The sequence below is a fragment of the Paenibacillus borealis genome, assembly GCF_000758665.1.
GTDB lineage: Bacteria > Bacillota > Bacilli > Paenibacillales > Paenibacillaceae > Paenibacillus_AQ > Paenibacillus_AQ borealis.
The window spans coordinates 3,002,496-3,022,679 of the sequence record NZ_CP009285.1 but is presented as its reverse complement, the minus strand read 5'-3'; the positions used below and the strand labels follow the sequence as shown (position 1 = coordinate 3,022,679).

Genomic DNA, 20,184 nt, shown 5'->3' with positions numbered 1-20,184 from the left:
GATATAAATAGTTCTATTGGGACAAACGGGAAGCCAATTCGTACAGATCCGTGTCGAAATCTTTCTTCGTGTTTACTACGGTATCGATATCAGTAAGAGTCAGTTCACCCTTGATAATTCCGCATGCTTTGTCTGATTCGCCTTCAATCAGCTTACGGACTGCGAAGTCGCCCAGACGGCTGGCCAGGTTACGGTCTCCTGGAGTAGGTGTGCCGCCGCGCTGGATATGTCCCAGAACAGTTACGCGGGCATCCAGAGAAGCATGGCGGTCTTTGAGCGCTTGTGCCACATCTTCACCTTTGCCTACGCCTTCAGCAACAATCACAATACTGTGACGTTTGCCGCGGGCAAAATTGTCCTTCATCCGGTCAGCAACTTCATTCAGGTCATAAGGCATTTCAGGTACAAGAATGGTTTCCGCACCGGAAGCAAGACCTGCATGCAGCGCGATGTCTCCGCAATGGCGGCCCATAACTTCCACGATCGAAGAACGCTCATGGGAAGACATGGTGTCACGCAGTTTGTTAATCGCATCTACAACAACGCCTACGGCTGTATCGAAGCCAATCGTGTAATCTGTGAAGGAAATATCATTATCGATGGTACCCGGCAGAGCCATGGTGTTAATACCCAGCTTGCTAAGTTTGTTAGCTCCTTTGTAAGAACCGTCGCCGCCGATTACTACCAGACCGTCAATGCCCATTTCATTCAGAATGTCAGCACCTCTCTGCTGGCCTTCAGGTTTCAGGAACTCCAGACAGCGTGCAGATTGCAGAATGGTACCTCCGCGCTGGATAATGTCACCCACACTGCGCAGATCCATCGGGAAAATGTCACGGTTAAGCAGACCCTGATACCCGCGCTGAATGCCGAACACTTCAATCCCGAAGTAGATCGCACTGCGGACAACCGCACGTACAGCGGCGTTCATGCCCTGTGAATCTCCTCCACTGGTTAATACTGCGATTTTTTTTACGTTTGCCATTCTGTTTGTTCCTCCTTAAAATTGCGCCGGATCACTGAGTTGAAAAGAGTCCCGGCGGCATCTGATGCGACTAATACATGTGTTTGCGTATCCAGCGGCTGTTAACGAAGAAGAATAGTCTGGTCAGCGGACTTTTTCTCATCAGCCGTTTGGATACAGAGCGAACCTCCCGCTGTTCGCTGACTTTTGGATCGGATAAATAAAGTGCCAGGAGCCCCTCGATGACCATACGATGCATTGAGGTCTCGGGAAGGTTCCGGACATCCTTGCGGGCCCACTCCACGATGGAAGCGATCCGATTCAGCATGGTATCAGTGTTGTCATAATAATTGCAGAAATTGAGGTCACCGCCGGCCCGGTCTTCGTCCTGGTCAATCAGATAATCCAGCATAATGTGCAGTCCGCACACATGCGGAAAGTAAGCAGCACGAATGGAAGCCGATGAAGAAGTGCTCAATTTAGGATCACATGAGGCCAAAAAAAGCATAAAGACTCCAAGAGTTGAACCGGTTGCGGCGGCAAACTCATTCCACTGGAGATGAGGCGCACGATGGCCTTCTTTCTCCCACCATTCCTTCAGGGCGGCTTCCCTGAGCTCCGGACGAATATGCTTATAGACCTGAAGATCGGTGTACAATACGGCCAGATCATGAATCTCAGCAGCGGCAGCACCGTAACCAGGAAGCTGGGAAGTCATCTCCTGGCATTTGCGGACCAGCCTGTACAAATAACCGCCGTCATTCTGTTCGTTGCGCAGCGCATAATAGTTCACCGGCTCCGCCCCGGGGTTAATAGCATCAAGCATCGATTGATGCAGCAGCCGGAAATCGGCAGGGTCAAGCGAAGTACTGCGGTCACATAGGTTGTCCAAATAATCACTGATCGTCTGATAAGCAACAATTAGCGGAATCAGTATATGTCTCATCGACAAATTGCCGGCGGCATAAATACCGCCGCCTTCGCAATGAAACTGCTTCGTTTCAATGCTGGCAAGCGCTTGCTTGCGGAGCTCGGGATCGGGAATCCCTTCTGCATCCTGGCGCCAGAAATCGAGACTTGCCCGTACTTCCGGCAGCACGTACTTGTAGACCCTGTTCATCAGTCCAATGGGACCGCGCGGACTAAGGTAACGGCCTTGCTCAAATTCTTTCAATGACAGTGCCTCCACATTGTTGTCTCCTTATCCAAATCATCATTATTATAATATGCAGAGCGTATTTGTACAAACAACAAAATCACTTTCGCAAAACCTTGAAAGATTCAGAAAAACGATTTTCCACGTAACCCCTGCCTTAGCGGCTTTGTGCTATACTATTACCCGTTCGACATTAAATATATGAGATTGAGGCTTATTTCATATCCGGAGGAGTGCAGGTTCATGTATGCAGGACGGAGCGGCGGCCAATATAGCGATCAAAACTGGCTGCGATCCTTTATGTTTACCCTATACGGCACCAGTGTGCTGGTTGTATCTTATTTTCCTTTATTCTATTCACATTTGGGCTTCAGCAGTCCGCAGATGGGTCTGCTCTACTCTGTCGGCCCGTTAATCTCCATTCTCTCCAATCTGTTCTGGAGCATGATGAGTGACCGGCTGGGTACGGTCCGGAAGATCATGGCACTCCTGCTCGGAGGCCAGCTGGTAACCGCTATCATTCTGGCCAGAGCGGCAGACTTCTCAAGTGTTATGCTTATTTTGTCCGTTTTCTATTTCTTCTATTACCCTGTATTTCCGCTGGCAGATACCATGGCGATCAAAATTGCCCAGCGTCACGGGCGGAACTTCATCGCAATCCGTGTATTCGGTTCACTCGGGTACTCTTTCTTCGCACTAACGATCGGTTATGTGCTGAGAGCACTTGGCCCTGAGTATAGTGTAGGCATTTGTATTGTGATTGTCGTGACCGCACTGCTTATTACCATCGGGCTGAAGGACGTGAAACGCAGCGATTCAGTACCTTCACCTGTGAGCGGGGAAACTCCAGTCAAACCGCTTAAAGGCGGCGGACTCAAAGAAATCCTGTTCCAAAAGGAAGTGCTGTGGTTCTTCAGCTGCGTCTTTCTGCTCGCCATCGGTTACCGGATGAACGAAGCCTTCCTGACCATCAGCCTCAAGGGAATGCATGCCGGTGACGAGATTATCGGCTGGGCACTGCTGGCATCAGCTCTTAGTGAAATCCCGATCTTCTTCCTGCTGAGCAAATACGGCGACAAATTCAAAGAGCTGCCGCTGCTCGCCTTCGCAAGCCTGATGTTTGCCTTGCGTTTCCTGTTCATGTCGCTGGCTCAGGAACCGGGGACTGTAGTCGCAATTCAGGCTATGCACAGCATCTCATTCGGCATCTATTATGTAACTGCTGTCCGTTATATTACACGGATTATCCCCGATCATCTCCGGGCAACGGGAATGGCACTCTTCACGGTTGTATGGTCAAGCGGAGCCGGCCTGCTCAGCGGCACCTTCGGCGGCCTGATCTACCAGGATGCCGGCCGGATTGTATTCTATATGGTCGCTACCGGGTTCTCGGTTCTTGCATTCATCGGCTTCCTGTCCAAGCACCTGATGGATGTCGGCGGAGGCGCCGACCGGCCGTTCCGTAGAAGAGCTAAGACTCCGCTCTGAGCGTTGCTTTGTAACAGGCTATAATGATTGTCCTCTTACGTATACCGGCAATTATAAAATCAGCCATGCTGTTCCCGGGCCCGGGAACAGCATGGCTTTCTTATTTCATCATTCTATAGAAGAAATAAAAAAACACAGTTCCCGAAAGAACTGTGTGCTGCTTAAGTTGCTTGTTGCTACTCATGCAAATGCGTGCTGCATCAAATATATATATTGCGGCTGGCAGAAGCTCTGCCTACCGTATCTTATAATTTAACTACGTTCGCTGCTTGTGGACCACGGTTACCATCAGTAACATCGAATTCAACCGCTTGGCCTTCATCCAAAGTCTTGAAACCGTCGCCTTGAATAGCTGAGAAGTGAACGAATACATCTTCGCCGCCTTCTACTTGAAGGAAACCATAACCTTTTTCTGCGTTAAACCATTTTACTGTACCTTTCAAATGAACAACCTCCTAAAAATACCGCCATATATGGCGTATGCTTACATTATACTCCATCTATACCTGTAAAGCAATCCATCTTTTCCCTGTATTCGTGATTTAATTTGCTTTTCCCTTCTCCGGTGCGTTATCATTGAGCCAAAAGCCAAAAATCGCCAGGGTGGTAATGATAATGATCAAAAAACATGAAATATACAAAACAGACAAATGGAATATGATGACAGTGGAAGTTCAGGGACGTTATATTATCCTCCGTGAAATTTCCGATCAATGGGGCGAAGAAACACATACCTTCATGAGCCGTCCGGCCATGATGCAGTGGGTCAACAACCGCTTCAACAAAGAGTCATACAAAGACAATGAAGAAGAGTACAAGAATATCATCGCTGCCTTCAAACAGGTATAACCGGGCATGAACAATGAGAATCTTGTAATCTATGTGATTGTCGTACTGTGTCTGGGTGCCGTGCTCGTTATGAGCAAGGACAAGATGCCGCCGCGTCTGAAACGCGGCATGGCCTTAACAGCAGTCATCATGATCGCGCTCGCATTTGTCTTCATTATTTACAGCATGCTCGCATAACTTTATCCGGCGTTACTTAAGAATTAATAATCAGGATTTGGCAGGGCATACTAAGCCGACTTTAAGACTCAGGAGGCTGCTGTCATGTCGTTTACGTCCAAATCCCTCCCGCTACTGCTTGCTCTCGGCCTGTTGCCGGGGAATGTGACCGCAGCAGTGCCGCAAACAGAGACAATGTCTGCTGCATCCCATCAACCGAGGAGGATTATTTCTATGGAACAATTACCTAAGAGAAGTGAAGTGCCCGCTGAGAACCGCTGGAAGCTGGAAGATATGTTTGCTTCAGAGGAACAATGGGATGCCGAATATAAGGAAGTGAAGGAGCTAATCACTAGCGCCGCCGGCTTCCAGGGTAAGCTGGACTCTCCTGAGGCCCTCAAGAAATGCTTCGAGCTGGACGATAAGCTGTCCCTGCTGACCGAACGCCTCTATGTCTATGCGCATATGCGCCAGGATGAAGATACGGCTGCCCCTAAGTACCAGGCTCTCTCCTCAAAAGCTAAAAAGCTTGGCGTTGAAGCCGGTGAAGCTCTATCTTTTGTCACACCGGAAATTCTCGCCCTGCCTAACGAAACACTGGACCAGTTCATTGCTGATCCTTCACTCTCTGACTATACCTTCACCTTAACGGAAATGAAGCGGGAGAAAGCACATGTTCTCTCCAAAGCGGAAGAAGCACTGCTCGCTCAGGTTGGCACTCTTGCCCAGGCACCTCAGACTGTATTCGGCATGCTGAACAATGCGGATCTGAAGTTCCCGAAGGTCAAGAATGAAGAAGGCCAGGAAGTCGAGCTCACCCACGGAAGCTACATTCAGTTCCTGGAAAGCCCGGACCGCGAAGTGCGCAAGAATGCGTTCAAGGCAGTCTACGAGACTTACGGCAAGCAGAAGAATACTATCGCCGCTACACTTAGTGCGAATGTCAATAAGAATGTATTTTACTCGCGTGTCCGCAAATATCCTTCAGTGCTGGAAATGTCCCTCTACGGCGACAATATTCCCAAAGAAGTCTACACTAATCTGATCGACACCATCCATGAGAGCCTGCCGTTGATGCACCGTTATATGAAGCTGCGCCAGAAGCTGCTTGGGGTAGATGAGCTACATATGTATGACCTGTTCGCTCCGCTGGTGGACGAATATAAGCTGGATATTACTTTTGAAGAAGCCAAGAAGATCACGAAAGAAGGCCTTAAGCCGCTGGGCGAGGACTACTTAAATGTGCTGCAGGACGGATACGATAAAGGCTGGATCGATGTTTACGAGAATGAGAACAAACGCACCGGCGCCTACAGCTGGGGAGCTTACGGCACCCATCCTTACGTGCTGCTGAACCATAACGACAATCTCAACAGTATGTTCACGCTGGCGCACGAGATGGGCCATGCCCTCCACTCCTACTATTCGGACACAACGCTGAAATACCGGGATGCCCAGTACACCATTTTCCTGGCAGAGGTTGCTTCAACCACTAACGAAGCCCTGCTGATGGATTATCTGCTGAACAAGTCGACGGATCCGAAGGAAAAAATGTACCTGCTCACCTATTATGCAGACCAGTTCCGCACTACCGTGTTCCGGCAAACGATGTTCGCCGAATTCGAGAAGATCATTCATGAGCGTGCTGAAGAAGGCGAATCACTGACTCCGCAAGATCTCTCAGCCATCTACTATGACCTCAATGTGAAGTATTACGGCGCGGATATGGTAGTCGATAAGGATATCGAGATGGAATGGGCACGGATTCCGCATTTCTACAACAGCTTCTATGTCTATAAGTATGCTACGGGCTTCTCGGCGGCGACCAGCTTCGCCAAACAGATTCTGGAGGAAGGCAAACCGGCGGTCGACCGTTACCTCGGCTTCCTGAAGAGCGGCGGCAGTGATTATTCGATCAATATCCTGACCAAGGCCGGCGTTGACATGTCCTCTCCTGAACCGATCCGTGAAGCAATGAGCGTCTTCGAGAGCGTGATCGAACAGATGGAGCAGTTGACCAAGTAAGACAGAAAGCTTAGTATTACAGTAATCCCTTGCCCTTGCGGGCAGGGGATTTGTATTGTCATATCATTCTAAGGAGGAAGCTATATGAAATTTCAATGGTCACTTATATTAGGTTTATTTTTCGCTCTGCTGACTGCAGTATTCGCAGTAATGAATGTGGATACGGTTCCCGTTAATTTCGGGTTCGACTTTGTCAGCATCCCGCTCATTCTTGTCATTCTCGGCTGTGCGCTGATCGGTGGCGTTGTTGTCGGTTCTTACGGGATTTTCCGCCAGTATAAGCTGCAGAAGCAGATTAAAAGCTTGAACGCAGAGCTTACCAAGCTCCGTGATGCAGGCAATGCCATGGATTCTTTAACCGTTCCGGGTGATTCCATCTCTCCTGAAGGATCAGCCCAGTTATAATTCACACATCGAATAGGAGGAACATCTCTTGCTTAACATTCAGCCTAATGAAGAATATATCCTGACCCTGCTCAAAAAACTGCTCGATACCCCCAGTCCCAGCGGCTTCACCGCCCAGGTGATGACTCTTGTGGCCGAAGAAGCGGCTGCACTGAATATTCCGCTCAGCTGGAATGAGAAAGGCGGGGCGATCCTGACTGTTCCCGGACTTGATCCTTCGCGCACCATCGGGATCAGCGCTCATGTAGATACGCTGGGCGCCATGGTACGCTCCATTAAACCAAACGGCTCCCTGCGCTTGACCTCTGTCGGTGGTTTCAGCATGCAGAGTATCGAGAATGAATACTGCACGATTCATACGCGCAGCGGATTAACCTACACCGGTACAATCCTTAGCAGCCATCCTTCCGTGCATGTGTATGCCGATGCCCGCGATTTCAAACGCGTAGAAGAGAACATGGAAATCCGTATTGATGAAATGGTCTCCACCAAAGATGATGTGCTGAAGCTGGGCATTGCTGTGGGTGATTTCATTTCTTTTGACGCCCGTGCGGTATTGACGCCGAGCGGTTATGTTAAGTCCCGTCATCTCGATGACAAAGCCAGTGTAGCGGCAATCTTCGGCCTCCTGGAGAGCATCCGGCGCGAAGGCTGGAAGCCGCTCCACAACCTGTCCCTGCTGATCTCCAATTATGAAGAGGTCGGACACGGCGCGGCCTGGATTCCGGGCGGGATTAACGAGATGATCGCTGTGGATATGGGCGCTATGGGTGATGATCTGAGCTGCAAGGAGACCGATGTCTCCATCTGTGCGAAGGATTCGTCCGGACCTTATGACTATGCCATGACCAGCAAGCTGATTGAGCTGGCTAATGGACTGGCGATTTCTTTTGCGGTAGATATCTATCCGCAATATGGATCGGACGCCTCCGCTGCGCTGCGGGGCGGCAATAATATCCGCGCTGCACTGATCGGCCCGGGCGTACATGCCTCCCACTCTATGGAGCGTACACACAAGCAGGCCGTACTGAATACAGCTAAGCTATTGGCTGCTTATGTTGGGGCGCACTGAAGCTGGCATTGGTGAGGGGCGCCAGCTATGGCAGCAGCGCTTGTGGCGGCAGCGTAAGCGGTGGGTAGCAGTCACCGTACTGGCGGTCCTTGCGGTGACTTGGGCTGTAATCGGGCTGACGAAGCAAAACAAGCATGAGGTCTTCGACGGCCTCCCCCATAACTACACTTATCTGGAGGCTGAAAGCCCCGGCAAGGTCCAGCTGCATATGATGGCGGTGAAGCCGGAGGATGTGGTGCTGCGGCGCGCAGGGCTGCCGCTGCGCCAAGTTGCCGCCTACGGGATCAATGGCGGCTTCTTCTATGGCGATGACCTGCTGTCCATCGCCATTATGAATGACGTGCCGGTGAACGGCGCACCGCAGGGCTACGGCTCCGGATGGTTCAACGCGAAGTACGAGCGTGGAACCCTGGTGTGGGATGGAGCCGCGGGAGCGTTCAGCGTACAGGTCGCCGCCTCCGGCGACGATCTGGCGGTGAGTGACCGCGGCAACTACTGGGCGCAGGGCGGGATCAGCATGAACCTGCAGCATGAAGAGCTGTGGGCGGCCGCTGCAGCCGCAGAGCATCTTCCCTTCGAGGGCGAGCAGCGCCTGCGCTCCGGGCTGGTCTACGACCAGTCCGGCAAGCTGTGGCTGCTTGTCACGAAGTCGCTCTGCACGGCGGAGGAATTCCGCACCGCCGTGCAGCAGACCGTCCCCGGCGGGGGACGGGAAGGGATCTTCCTCGACGGAGACGGTTCATCGCAGATGAACGCTGACGAGGCGGTGCTTACCGGCGACTCGCGGCCGGTCGTGCAGATGATTGCCGTGGCGGGCGGCAAGTAGCAACGGGAAAGCCGTGGCCGCGACATAAGGCGACCCTGCCTCTGCGGCTGATTCTCCATCGTCTCTGCCTGCTTACACAAAGAGTGCAGCACTAGCCCTATTAACGGCTGATGCTGCACTCTTTTTAATGAATAACCGGCCTGGTACGGACGAACCACTGGGATGGCAGTGGCAGCCCCCTTATTTACGGCGTGAGACCATCATGATTTCCATGCTATCGACCTTTAGCGGATTGACCCCAAAATGCCCAGCGCTACAGCCATAAGCTGCCTCCACCTCAAATCCTTCACTTTCCAGAAGCATCTTTAATTCCCTGAAAGTAAAAGCGGTGGTATATATAGATACCTCTTTAGCTTCGCCCTCTGGACTAAGAATCACTTCTTTATCGGCTTTGGTGCAGGTATAAGCATCGAATAGCGAGTCATCATTAACATTACGAGCTACGTTAAGAGCATTAATAACAGTGAGAATAAACAAAGATCCGGACCGCAGGGCTTGATGTACCCCTCTTAGAACCTTCCGGTGATTCTCCTCACTGCCGGCTAAACCAAATGCACCTTCACAGAGGCAGATCGCTCCGTCAAATTCCTGGATGAAGGCCAGTTCGCGGGCATCCGCAGCCAGAAATTCTGCATTTAGCCCTTCGCTCAAGGCTGCCCCATTCGCATATTTGATAAATTCTGCTGAAATATCAACACCGACTGTTTGAATTCCGCGACGGGCAAGCTCCAGGCTATGCCGGCCCGGACCACAGCCGATATCCAGAATACGTGTATCCGGTTGTAGATTCATCCGTTCAATCAAGAAGTCAACTTCCTGTACTGTTCCCTTGGTAAAGCCATAATTCAAGTAATTGTCCTTAATGAAATCTCCGATATCTTCGTAGAAATCGCCTTTATATTCAATGCTGGAATTTTTATGGTCCATTGTGAATACCTCCGTTTGCTGTAATACTAAACTCACTCACTTTCCTATTTTGTAATTTTATAGTAGTACCTTGCAATCATGTGGTCAAAGGAAAACTCGATTATACTCATTCTATACGTTGCATAACACGGCCAACATATCGTACCGCAACAACAGACCGGCACCCGAATTCCGGGTGCCGGTCTGCTAAATTCATAATGAGCTCAATCCCATACCTGCTCCAGCTTATCTGCATAGAACATAATGGCTTTGCTGTAACTTTGGATCCCTGCATCGCCAGAGGTTTCTGACAGCAGCTTAAGCAGCAGCTCCATCGCCTCAGAATGATCGCCCAGATTATGCAGCGTCATGGCCAGGAATGCTTGGAATTCTGCGCGTTGCGGGAAATTTCTCATCCCCTGCTCCAGAATCTCCCGGGACTGTGAGTACGCCCCAAGCGTCCGGTACGTGCTTCCCAGTCCCAGCATCGCCCCGGCTTTCTGCTCCTCATCCGGGAGACCAAGTGCAAGACTCCGCTCATAATAGGATACAGCCTCACGTTCCAGGCCCAGCACATCATGCGTCCAGGCCAGCTGATAGTTCAGCCCGGCATTGCTGTCATCCGCTGACAGCAGCTGAAGCAGCATGACTCTCGCTTCCTCTGCCTGACCGGAGGTCCGCAGCGCTATGGCAGTATCAATGGTTGTCACTGGCAGCGTCCTCCTTCTGTGATGTAACTCCAATAGGATTACCCATCCATATATAAACCGCACTTTAGCCAATAACCATCTATACAAGTTACCGCTCAGCCACTGTGGGACTGGCGGAACACGTCAATTCCTCGAATTGAATTGATTCGTTGCAGACCGTATAGTGGCTTCATAGCAAGACTGTAGACATAAATGTTGTACGTTTTGCAACTTTGATTCATGAATATCCAGGTGTTCAGAAGGATTGTTGTATAAAATACAACAATCCTTCTGCTAAGACGCTTGAATAAGGTGAAATCCTGCCTTTTATACAACAATCGTGGATTTGGGCCGATAGGATGAGGGAAATGTTGTATTTTGGGCAGGATTTTATATCAAGTTAACTGAACTCTTCCACAGAAAGCAGCGAATCAAGGATTTTCAGCGACAACGGCAGCGCCTAATAGTCCAGCTATTCACAGGGTGAAGGATAGGTTTATGTTGCTCCATCAGGCCACACCCGGCGCTTATTCAACCCCTGCTGCTCCATTTATAGTACTGCAACGATGGGGAACAGCGGAGATGGGTTTGTCACATCCTCACCCCAGCCCCGCAGCGCAGCAAACCTCACGCCTTCCCGGCGATCTTCTCCGCCAGCTCGTTGAGATACGTCCAGCGCTCCATCAGGCGCTCCAGCTCGGCTTCGGCCTGCCGTTGCTTATCCACCAGCTCCTGAAGCTTACCGGAGTCGGCAAAGGCCGACTCCATCTGTGCTGAAATATCTACGAGATGCTGCTCGGCCTGTTCGATGGCTTCGTCAATCCCTTCATATTCCTTCTGCTCCTTGAAGGTGAATTTCAGCTTCTCACGGGACGGCGCGGCAGCCGGTGCATTCCCGCTCTGCTCAACAGCAGCAGCGCTGCGGGCGCCGGAGCCTTCTGACTTGCCGGAACCTCCGCCGCCAGACGGCACGTTCTTCGCCAGCCATTCCTCATACTCACTATAATCCCCGACATGCAGCCGGATCGATCCGTCCTCGAACGCAATCAGCTTATCCACCGTACGGTCCAGGAAGTAGCGGTCATGCGATACGGTGAAGACTACGCCCGGGAATTCATCCAGATAGTCCTCCAGCACGGCCAGTGTTCCGATATCGAGGTCGTTTGTCGGCTCATCCAGCAGCAGCACATTCGGCGCTCCCATGAGCACACGCAGCAGGTAGAGGCGTCTCTTCTCGCCGCCGGACAGCTTGGAGATCGGGGTCCACTGCATCGCCGGCGGGAACAGGAACCGTTCCAGCATTTGACCGGCGGTGATGACACTGCCGTCCGCAGTCTTGATGATTTCCGCTTCTTCCTTCACATACTCGATCGCGCGCATGCTGAGATCCATATCCTGATGCTCCTGAGTGAAATAGCCCAGCTTGACGGTTGTCCCCAGCTGAACCTCGCCGCTGTCCGGCGTAAGCTTTCCGGCGATCAGGTTGAGCAGGGTCGACTTCCCGCTGCCGTTCTTGCCGACAATACCCACCCGGTCCTGCGGCACCGCGATATAGGTCAGGTCCTTAATCAGGGTCCGGCCGTCCAAGGATTTCGTGAGATCCTGGATCTCGATGATTTTGCGGCCCAGTCTGGTGGAAGCCACGGAAATATCCATCGAGGCAGATGAAGCGCCGCCTGTACTCTCCTTCAGCTTCTCGAAGCGGTCGATACGCGCCTTCTGCTTCGTGGAGCGTGCCTTGGCTCCGCGCCGGATCCACGCCAGCTCGGTGCGCAGCAGATTCTTGCGCTTCTGCTCCGCCGAGGCTTCGCGCTCCTCACGGTCAGCCTTCAGCTCCAGGAAGCGGGAATAGTTCGCTTCATAGCGGTACAGGCTTCCTCCGTCCAGCTCAAGCATCACGCTGGCTACCCGTTCCAGGAAATAACGGTCATGCGTAACCATCAGCAGCGCCCCGCGCCGTTTCTGCAAATATTGCTCCAGCCAGGCTACGGAATCCGTATCGATATGGTTGGTAGGCTCGTCCAGAATCAGCAGCTCTGAAGGCGTGATCAGTGCTGCGGCAAGCGCTACACGCTTGCGTTGGCCGCCTGAGAGGTTCTCCATCAGGGCATCAAATTGTGTAATTCCAAGCTTGGTCAGAACAATCTTGGCTTCACTCTCCAGCTGCCAGGAGCCGGCGGCATCGATGGCCTGCCCGATCCGAACGAGTCTGGTTTCCAGCACGGAATCACCCGGCTTCTGCTCCAGCAGAGACATAATCTCCATATATTCCCGCATCGTGGCAAGCTCCGGATCATCTCCGGCAAACACCTGCTGCAGCACGGTATTACCAGGCTCATACGGCGGATTCTGCGCCAGATACTGCACACGCACGTCATTGCCGATGGCAATCTGTCCGGCGTCCGGTGTATCCAGCCCGGCGATAATCTTCAAAAAGGTCGATTTACCCGTTCCGTTGACACCAATGACGCCAATCTTGTCCCTGTCGTCCATGCCAAAGGATGCATCACTGAATAATGTTTTCTCCCCGTAGCTTTTGGAGAGGTGTTCCACGGTCATAATATTCATCAGTTGTCCTCGCTTGCCTTATATTTATAAACCAGGTCTGGCTGTATCTCTTAGGGTTTAGGGTTCAGACGGAAGGTCGCCGAGTGCCGACTTCAAGCTGCCCAGCGCCCCTGTGATGAAGAGGTTCGCAGCAAATTTCGCCCGCTTATACGCATCTTCTTCTGCGAAGCCGGGGTTAAACAGGATATCCATCTTCAGACGGTCCAGCATCCCAATATAAGACTGTGCCATCAGTTCCGGCTCGGATGCCCCGCCTTCCAGCAGCACCTTCACCACCGCCTGCATATAGGCCTCCATGAACTGTGCCATATAGTCTACCAGTTCAGGATTATTGTTGGGTGCGCGGAAGAACAGCTTCGTATGCTGCTTGCGTTCATAATAATAGAACAGATGATGCTCGGCAATAACCGAGAGCTTATCCGCCAGTCTGGAACAAGTGCCCAGCTTGCCTTCAAGCTGCTCCAGGAACCCTTCACAATCCCGGCGGGTAACCGCCATGAACAGTTCTTCTTTGCTTTTAAAATATAAATAGACCGTGCCCTTGGCAATGCCCGCACGCTCTGCCACTTCCGACATCTTCGTTTCGTAGAAGCCGCCTGAACCGAAAAGCTCGTAAGCGGCATCCAGAATAGCTCCATGTTTGTGTACGGATGCGCTGCTCAACGGTTCACCTCCCAACCATTATAATAAAATTGTAACCGGATATCGTATCTAAGGCCCACAGACAGCCTATCCGCTTCATATGTAGCTGGCCAGCAGCGCCACGACGCCGCCTATAATTGAACTTACAGCATTCACGGTATCATTGTCCATCCAGCGCCAGCCCCGGGCGTACACGGTGGGCTTACCGCAGTGCATCGAGGCCTCCACCTCGCGGCCGCAGACCGCGCAGCGGTTCATCCGCTGCACCGTTGCCCCCAGGACCGAGTCGGCAAAGGCTCCGGCAAGTCCGCCCAGCAGTCCGGCAAGCGCCAGCGTCAGCAGAGAATGCTGCGGCATGCCGGAGGCCGCCCGCAGCAGCCAGGAGGCAACGCCGATCAGCACCCCGCCTGCTGCAGCAGCCAGTGTGCCCGGCAGCGATACACCGCCGGACGTGCCCGCTTGCAGCACCTTCCCGGTCAGTACAGACCGGGGAGGACGCTTGGCCAGCGTACCGATCTCCGTTGCCCAGGTATCCGAGGTTACGGTAGCCATGACCCCGATGAACAGGAAGCCCCAGATTTCCAGGGGATAAATCGCGTTAAGCAGCACCAGCAGCATGCCAAGTCCGCCGTTGGCGAAGACCTGGCCGGCATCCCTGCGCCCTGTTTTATCATAGGTAGCCTCAAGCTCAGCCTTATTCTCATGATGAAGCTTCGACAGCAGGCTGGAGGAGATGAAGAACAAGAGCAGAATACCGAACCAGAATGCATTGCCTGCCCCGAAATAGATCGTCCCCATCACAATAGCCGCCAGCATCCCCGAGAAGCTCAGCGACTGCTTCCAGTAAGCGGCTCCAGCGACCAACAGGGCACCGGAGGCACCGATCAGCCATTGAAGCACTTCAAGTCCTGACAACATCGCCTTAACCGATCAGGCAGGTGCCCATTAGCGTATCGCCCCAGAACAGCTCGAACGAATCGCCGGACACTACAGGACCTACGCCTGCCGGAGTTCCGGTGAAGATGATATCATCTTTGCCGAGCCCGTAGCGGGAGGCAATGAATTCAATAATTTTTTGCAGCGAGAAAATCATGTTCTGCACGTTCCCGCGCTGTACCTCAATCCCGTTCTTACGGACGGTGAAGTCCGTTGCTTCCAGCTCCTCCTGCTCAGGAAAAGCAATGTATGGAGTCAGCGGCGCCGCGTTCTTGAAGCCCTTGGCCGGCGTCCAGGGCAGGCCTTTTTTCTGCAGATCATTATGCACATCACGGAGCGTGAAGTCGAGGCCAAGCGCCATCACATCCACCAGTTCTTCCACACTCATCCCCGGCACGTAATCACGCGCAATACGCAGCACCAGTTCACCTTCATAATGGATCAGTCCCGCATCTTTGGGCAGATGGATAATCGCTTTATCAAGCGCAACAGCAGCATGCGATGGCTTCAGGAAGATCAGCGGCTCGGCCGGCACCTGATTGCCGAGTTCCTCCGCATGTAATTTATAATTGCGTCCTACACAGTATACATTATTGACCATTGCACTCATTGATAGTTCAGCTCGCTTTCTTCTCGGATTATTAGAACGAATAGATCTTTAAGAGAGGGATTAGAATATATCTAAAGTCAGGCTTGCAGAAAGATATCGCCCCAAATATCCGGCCGGTTCGTGCAGATCATAATATCCGAATGCATCGCAGACACGCGTCGCATCTCCTTCCCTTTGTTCACTGTCCAGGCCATGATCTTCACGCCCCTTTCAGCCAGGGATTTCGCCAGAACCGGGCTAAGCCGGTCGGAGCTGATGGATAAGAAGGAGCAGCCCAGCTCGTTCAGCTTTTTGGCCGGATCGCCGGACCTGGAATCATAGATCAGACCGGTACGGAACCGCGGGTCCAGCTCCTTAATCCGCTGCAGCGCACCGGCGTCGAAGGACGTCAGCACCACATCTTCACGCATTCCCATGGTATTCACCAGGTCGATGACCGCTTTCTCAAGGCCAGGATACATGTCCCCGCTGGTCTTCAGTTCAATGTTAAGCCGCAGTCTGCCTGACGCCAGGCTGAGCACTTCTTCCAGGGAGGGCACCCGCTCTCCGCGAAAAGCACGCCCTTTCCAGCTTCCCGCATCCAGACGCCGCATATGTTCATAATCCATGTTCTTCACCTTGCCGTGTCCATTGGTCGTGCGGTCCAGCGAATAATCATGGATGACCACAGGCACGCCGTCCTTCGTCAACTGCACATCGATCTCCATCCACCGCACAAAAGGCAGGGCAATCGCCATCCGTACGGCTGCCAGCGTATTCTCCGGAGCTTTGCCGGAAAATCCGCGGTGAGCGACACACATGTTATTCATCATCATTGGCACCTCCAGCAGAAGTAGGATTTATCGGGCCGACTGCACTACGGTACCATCATTGCCGATCTTGACCAGACCGGAAGATAAGGATTCAACCTTATGCAGCAAAAGCTGTCCGTCCGCCTCATTCATCGGCACCGGTTGTCCCAGCTCGGCATCCATCGGACTCAGCTTGAGGGAACACTGCCCCTTCTTGCTGCATTCCGCCTGGAATACAGCAGTCTCCCAGGTGGCCGGAAGAGTGGAACGGGTAAAGATAAAGTTGCCTGTACTGTAGGCAATCCATTTCCCTTTGTAGGGCTCAATTCCCTGCAGCACATGCGGATGTCCGCCCATAACCAGATCGGCTCCGGCATCGATAAAGCTATGCCCCAGCGTCTGCTGGGTCTGGTCATATTGCTCCATCCGTTCCTTGCCCCAATGGACCACGACTACGACAAGATCAGCTTGTTTCTTGGCAGCGGCAATGGCCTTCAGTGCTTCCGCGCTGTCATAGACTGAGGCGAGACCCGGCTTGCCTGCTTCGGCCTTCCATTCGATCACGGGCATCACCCGCGTGAAGCCAAGCAGTGCTATTTTAATCCCCTGACGCTCAAAATACTGCGCCGAATACGCTTCTTTGCTGTTACTCCCTGCTCCCACATAAGGAATTCCCCGCTTGCTCAGGTGCTTCAGGGTATCCAGCAGCCCCTCTTCCCCCTGATCCAGCGTGTGGTTATTAGCCAGATTGACCGCATCTACGCCAGCTGACTTCAGTGCATCCAGCGCTTCCGGAGCTCCCTTGAATACAAACTGCTTGTTCGCGGCTCCTACGCCGCCTGTCGTGATTGGAGTCTCCAGGTTGACTACGGTCAAATCATCCTTTTTGAACATACCGTCAAGAGCACTGTAAGAATAATCGTAGCCTTTCTTCTGGAGCAGCTCGCCTACTTTACCGGAAAAGATGATATCTCCGGCAAAATTCAGCTTCACTGTCCCGCCGGAAAAGTTCTCCGGCAAGCCTGATAGCTGGCCGCCAGCATTTCCCGCCGTTGGCCCTTGCGGTTCATCTGTAGCTGCAACATCATCCGCCCTAGCAGGCGTACTTACGGGCTCAGCAGTCTCCACAGGCACCGGAGTGGCCTCCGGTGTTGCTTCGGGAGTTGGCTCCGGACTGGCTGTAGCCTCTGCTGCAGGCGCCTCCTCCGTAGGAGCTGCCGCTGTTGCAGAAGCTTCAGGCGAAGGTGACGGCTCAGCCACCACTGCCGGAGGAGCTGAACTCTCCTTATCTTTATCATCCATAAAAGAATAAGCCAGAAGGCCGGTAATCATCAGAAGCAACACTACATTAAACCATGCCCAGACCGTTCTGCGCTTCTTTTTACTGCTGCGTTTCTTGCTCTGTCTATTGCGTGACCTCGGCGGATACATGAGTACTAGTAATCTCCTTTACCCTTAAAGTGTTTCTATTATAGCATATCTCTTCCGTGTCGCTCCAAAGTAACCCCTCAGTCTTCTAGTCTTCCCGCCCCGCTTCACCGGAGTTACGCACAATAAAAAAGGTGAAGCGCCACTGCTCCGCTCCACCATTCCCCTTATACCGTTACAGCCGCCCGTTCCGGCCGCTTCTCCAAATGGGCTGCAGCTGTCTCAGCCGTAAACTTCGCCTGCTTGATGCAGTCCGGCATCCCGATGCCGTCATAGCCTGCACCAAACGCATATACACCAGGCAGCTTCTGTGCCAGCTCACTGCGCAGGCCGGCAATCCGGCCGGGATGGCCTACCGGATACTGCGGCATGGAAGACCTGAGCCGGGTAATCTCTGTGAACAGCGGGGTTGCGGTGATCCCCATGATTTCCTTCAGGTCTTTGCGCACCAGCTCAGCCAATGCCTCATCCGGCAGGTCTACATTCTGTTCATCCCCCGACCGTCCGACATAACAGCGCAGCAGCACCTTGTCATCCGGGCTGGTATGCAGCCATTTCGTTGATGTCCAGGTGCAGGCGGTGATGTTCCGCCCCTCTTTGCGGGGTACAAGGAATCCTGATCCGTCATATTCGGTAACGATGTCCTTTTTGGTAAACGCCATGACCACATTGGCTACCGACACATAATTCACAGCATCCAGCGCGGATACATCCACATGCGGACGCAGCAGCTCTGCGGCAGCAAAATTCTGCACGGTTACATATACATCATCGGCTTGCAGCAGTTCACCGTTGTCCAGCTCCACCTCATAGCGGGGTGCAGCAGAGGCTTCTGCAGATATCCCTGCACTGCTCCGAATTTTGATGACTACAGCCCCCGTCCCGGTCCGTTGCTCGACATCATGCAGATCATGGATCAGGGCATGGACCAGACTCTGTAGCCCTTGGCGGAAAGTCAGGAACGCGCTTTTCTTGGTTCCTGTGTGGGTCTCTGCCGGCTTACGGCCGGTCGTCATCCCGCGGATCAGGCTGCCGTACTGGCGCTCCACCTCACCGAACTGCGGAAAAGTAGCCTGGAGGCTGATCTTGCGCATATCACCGGCATAAATACCGGCGAGCAGCGGCTCAGTCATATTCTCCAGTACCTCCGTGCCTAGACGGCGCTCGATCAGGTCACCGAGCGATTCATCTTCGGAGCTGCGGCGCGGCGGAAGTACAAAGTCCATCATCGCCCGCATTTTACCGCCGAAGGAGACCAGGCCGCTCTTCAGAAACGGCTTCAGCTCCGTAGGAATCCCCAGAACAAGCCCGGCGGGCATCGGGTGGAGCTTGCCGCGCTGCAGTATGTAGGTCTTCTTGGCGTTTGGATTCGTGGTCACCAGTTCGTGATCCAGCTCCAGCTCCCGGGCCAGATCGACCATGGCTGTCTTGCGCGCCAGGAAGGAATCAGGCCCTTTCTCAATGACGAAGCCGTCCCGGTGCAGTGTCTCGATTTTGCCGCCCAGGCATTTATCCTTCTCAATCAATATAATTTCCGGCAGAACCCCGGCTTCCCGGTAAAATTTACGGACATAGTAAGCGGCGCTGAGGCCACTGAGGCCTCCGCCGATAATGACTATTTTGCGCGGTGTACCGCTCATGATTGCTTCACCTTTAACTGTCCGGCCTTAGTACGCACCACATCGCTGAGCACAGACATATAAGCCGGATCGCTATTCAGTGAGTCAATCCGCAGCAGCCGCAGATCCAGTTCGGAGGCAAGTGCCTGTGCCTCGATATCCAGATCGTACAGCACCTCTAAATGGTCGGATACGAATCCAATAGGAGCGGACAACACATATTTCACCTGAGTTTCGGCCAGCTCTCGCAGCGTGTCCAGTATATCAGGACCCAGCCACGGCTCTGCGGTTCTGCCTGCGCTCTGCCAGGTGAACTGCCAAGACTCCACGCCTGCCTGATCGGCGATCGCTTTGGAGGTTTCCAGCAGCTGGTCACGGTACGGATCGCCCATGGCCAGAATACGTTCAGGCAGACTATGTGCGCTGAACAGTACACGCACTTCATCCCTCGCCGCCCCGGTTTCTTCGAATTCATCCAGCTTCGCGGTCACTCTGCGGCTGAGCACATCGATCAGCTCGGGGTGCATATGATAGCTCTCCACGAATTCCATGTGAATTCCGCAGGCATCCGCTTTTTCCTTAGCACGCTTGATATAGGTACCTACGCTCATCACAGAGTAATGCGGGGCCAGCACGATACCTATCGCCTGGGTAATCCCGTCCCGCGCCATCGCCTCCACACCATCCTCGATGAACGGTCTGGCATGCTTCAGCCCCTGATAGCAGACATACTGAATCTGCCCGCTATTCAGCTTGGCCTGCAAAGCCTCTACCTGCCGGTCCGTATTCTCCCTGAGCGGGAATACGCCCCCTACGATCGCTTCATAACGGTCCTTCAGCTCTTTCAGCTGTTCTGCGGAAGGCGCATTCCCCCTACGGATATGCGTATAATAAGCCTCCACATCCTCCAGACTTTCAGGCGTGCCGTACGACATCACGAGTACTCCAATTTTGGTGGTCACGGTTTCCATCCCCTTTTACGAATAATGTCCTTCGCCTGCTCATTTCACCAGCTCAAACAGGTTCATAAAAATAAAGAGAGCAGCAATTGCTG

At 52.9% G+C, this 20,184-nt stretch carries 20 protein-coding genes; 7 read left to right on the top strand and 13 right to left on the bottom strand.

Annotated elements, in window-relative coordinates; genetic code table 11:
* Positions 1–13: 13 nt before the first annotated feature.
* Both pfkA and PBOR_RS12460 read right to left on the bottom strand, forming a co-directional pair.
* Entirely contained in the window at positions 14–985 is a 972-nt protein-coding gene (gene pfkA, locus PBOR_RS12465) for a 6-phosphofructokinase (RefSeq protein WP_042212012.1), read from the bottom strand.
* A gap of 70 nt (positions 986–1,055) precedes the next feature.
* Positions 1,056–2,084: a tetraprenyl-beta-curcumene synthase family protein gene (locus PBOR_RS12460; protein WP_042219316.1), complete on the bottom strand. Its 1,029-nt coding sequence runs from the start codon at positions 2,082–2,084 to the stop codon at positions 1,056–1,058.
* A gap of 279 nt (positions 2,085–2,363) precedes the next feature.
* Here PBOR_RS12460 and PBOR_RS12455 point away from each other — a divergent pair, with 279 nt between their 5' ends.
* Positions 2,364–3,608 (top strand): MFS transporter, encoded by a 1,245-nt coding sequence (locus PBOR_RS12455; RefSeq protein WP_042212009.1) that lies wholly within the window; start codon positions 2,364–2,366, stop codon positions 3,606–3,608.
* 245 nt (positions 3,609–3,853) lie between these two features.
* On the opposite strand, the gene PBOR_RS12450 is transcribed toward PBOR_RS12455, so the two are convergent.
* Positions 3,854–4,051, bottom strand: coding sequence for a cold shock domain-containing protein (locus PBOR_RS12450; RefSeq protein WP_036725228.1), 198 nt, complete (start codon positions 4,049–4,051; stop codon positions 3,854–3,856).
* A 172-nt stretch (positions 4,052–4,223) separates the two neighbouring features.
* On the opposite strand from PBOR_RS12450, the gene PBOR_RS12445 reads away from it, so the two are divergent.
* The 6 genes from PBOR_RS12445 (at position 4,224) to PBOR_RS12420 (ending at position 8,941) form a co-directional block, all read left to right on the top strand.
* Positions 4,224–4,457: a hypothetical protein gene (locus PBOR_RS12445; protein ID WP_036702226.1), complete on the top strand. Its 234-nt coding sequence runs from the start codon at positions 4,224–4,226 to the stop codon at positions 4,455–4,457.
* A gap of 6 nt (positions 4,458–4,463) precedes the next feature.
* A complete protein-coding gene (locus PBOR_RS37370; protein ID WP_042212004.1) occupies positions 4,464–4,634 on the top strand; it encodes a hypothetical protein in 171 nt (56 codons plus the stop codon).
* Positions 4,635–4,847: 213 nt separating this feature from the next.
* The gene (pepF, locus tag PBOR_RS12435) at positions 4,848–6,638 is read left to right on the top strand and encodes an oligoendopeptidase F (protein ID WP_042212001.1); all 1,791 of its coding nucleotides are present in this window, start codon (positions 4,848–4,850) and stop codon (positions 6,636–6,638) included.
* 84 nt (positions 6,639–6,722) lie between these two features.
* Positions 6,723–7,043 (top strand): LapA family protein, encoded by a 321-nt coding sequence (locus PBOR_RS12430; RefSeq protein ID WP_042211999.1) that lies wholly within the window; start codon positions 6,723–6,725, stop codon positions 7,041–7,043.
* Positions 7,044–7,071: 28 nt separating this feature from the next.
* The gene (locus PBOR_RS12425) at positions 7,072–8,115 is read left to right on the top strand and encodes a M42 family metallopeptidase (protein ID WP_042211997.1); all 1,044 of its coding nucleotides are present in this window, start codon (positions 7,072–7,074) and stop codon (positions 8,113–8,115) included.
* Positions 8,099–8,941 carry a hypothetical protein gene (locus tag PBOR_RS12420; protein ID WP_052429452.1) on the top strand — a complete coding sequence of 281 codons (843 nt, stop codon included), beginning with the start codon at positions 8,099–8,101 and terminating at the stop codon, positions 8,939–8,941. Before PBOR_RS12425 ends, PBOR_RS12420 begins: the two co-directional genes overlap by 17 nt.
* Positions 8,942–9,121: 180 nt before the next feature.
* Here PBOR_RS12420 and PBOR_RS12415 read toward each other — a convergent pair whose 3' ends face one another.
* The 10 genes from PBOR_RS12415 to hemH all read right to left on the bottom strand — a co-directional run bounded on the left by PBOR_RS12415 (position 9,122) and on the right by hemH (position 20,101).
* Positions 9,122–9,868, bottom strand: coding sequence for an SAM-dependent methyltransferase (locus PBOR_RS12415; protein ID WP_042211995.1), 747 nt, complete (start codon positions 9,866–9,868; stop codon positions 9,122–9,124).
* A 203-nt stretch (positions 9,869–10,071) separates the two neighbouring features.
* Positions 10,072–10,557, bottom strand: a complete 486-nt coding sequence (locus PBOR_RS12410) for a tetratricopeptide repeat protein (protein ID WP_042211993.1) — start codon at positions 10,555–10,557, stop codon at positions 10,072–10,074.
* Positions 10,558–11,163: 606 nt separating this feature from the next.
* On the bottom strand, positions 11,164–13,104 hold the full coding sequence (locus tag PBOR_RS12405; RefSeq protein ID WP_042211991.1) for an ABC-F family ATP-binding cassette domain-containing protein: 1,941 nt from the start codon (positions 13,102–13,104) through the stop codon (positions 11,164–11,166).
* A 57-nt stretch (positions 13,105–13,161) separates the two neighbouring features.
* A complete protein-coding gene (locus PBOR_RS12400; RefSeq protein ID WP_042211988.1) occupies positions 13,162–13,767 on the bottom strand; it encodes a TetR/AcrR family transcriptional regulator in 606 nt (201 codons plus the stop codon).
* A 75-nt stretch (positions 13,768–13,842) separates the two neighbouring features.
* Positions 13,843–14,664 (bottom strand): DUF92 domain-containing protein, encoded by an 822-nt coding sequence (locus tag PBOR_RS12395; protein WP_042211986.1) that lies wholly within the window; start codon positions 14,662–14,664, stop codon positions 13,843–13,845.
* A 4-nt stretch (positions 14,665–14,668) separates the two neighbouring features.
* Complete coding sequence (locus PBOR_RS12390; protein WP_042211983.1) at positions 14,669–15,292, bottom strand: fumarylacetoacetate hydrolase family protein; 624 nt, start codon at positions 15,290–15,292, stop codon at positions 14,669–14,671.
* Between the two features lie 77 nt (positions 15,293–15,369).
* Positions 15,370–16,101, bottom strand: coding sequence for a glycerophosphodiester phosphodiesterase (locus PBOR_RS12385; protein WP_042219314.1), 732 nt, complete (start codon positions 16,099–16,101; stop codon positions 15,370–15,372).
* A 30-nt stretch (positions 16,102–16,131) separates the two neighbouring features.
* A complete protein-coding gene (locus tag PBOR_RS12380) occupies positions 16,132–17,514 on the bottom strand; it encodes a CapA family protein (protein ID WP_042211980.1) in 1,383 nt (460 codons plus the stop codon).
* Between the two features lie 164 nt (positions 17,515–17,678).
* Entirely contained in the window at positions 17,679–19,151 is a 1,473-nt protein-coding gene (hemG, locus tag PBOR_RS12375) for a protoporphyrinogen oxidase (protein ID WP_042211978.1), read from the bottom strand.
* A complete protein-coding gene (gene hemH, locus PBOR_RS12370; protein WP_042211976.1) occupies positions 19,148–20,101 on the bottom strand; it encodes a ferrochelatase in 954 nt (317 codons plus the stop codon). Before hemH ends, hemG begins: the two co-directional genes overlap by 4 nt.
* Positions 20,102–20,184 lie beyond the last annotated feature (83 nt).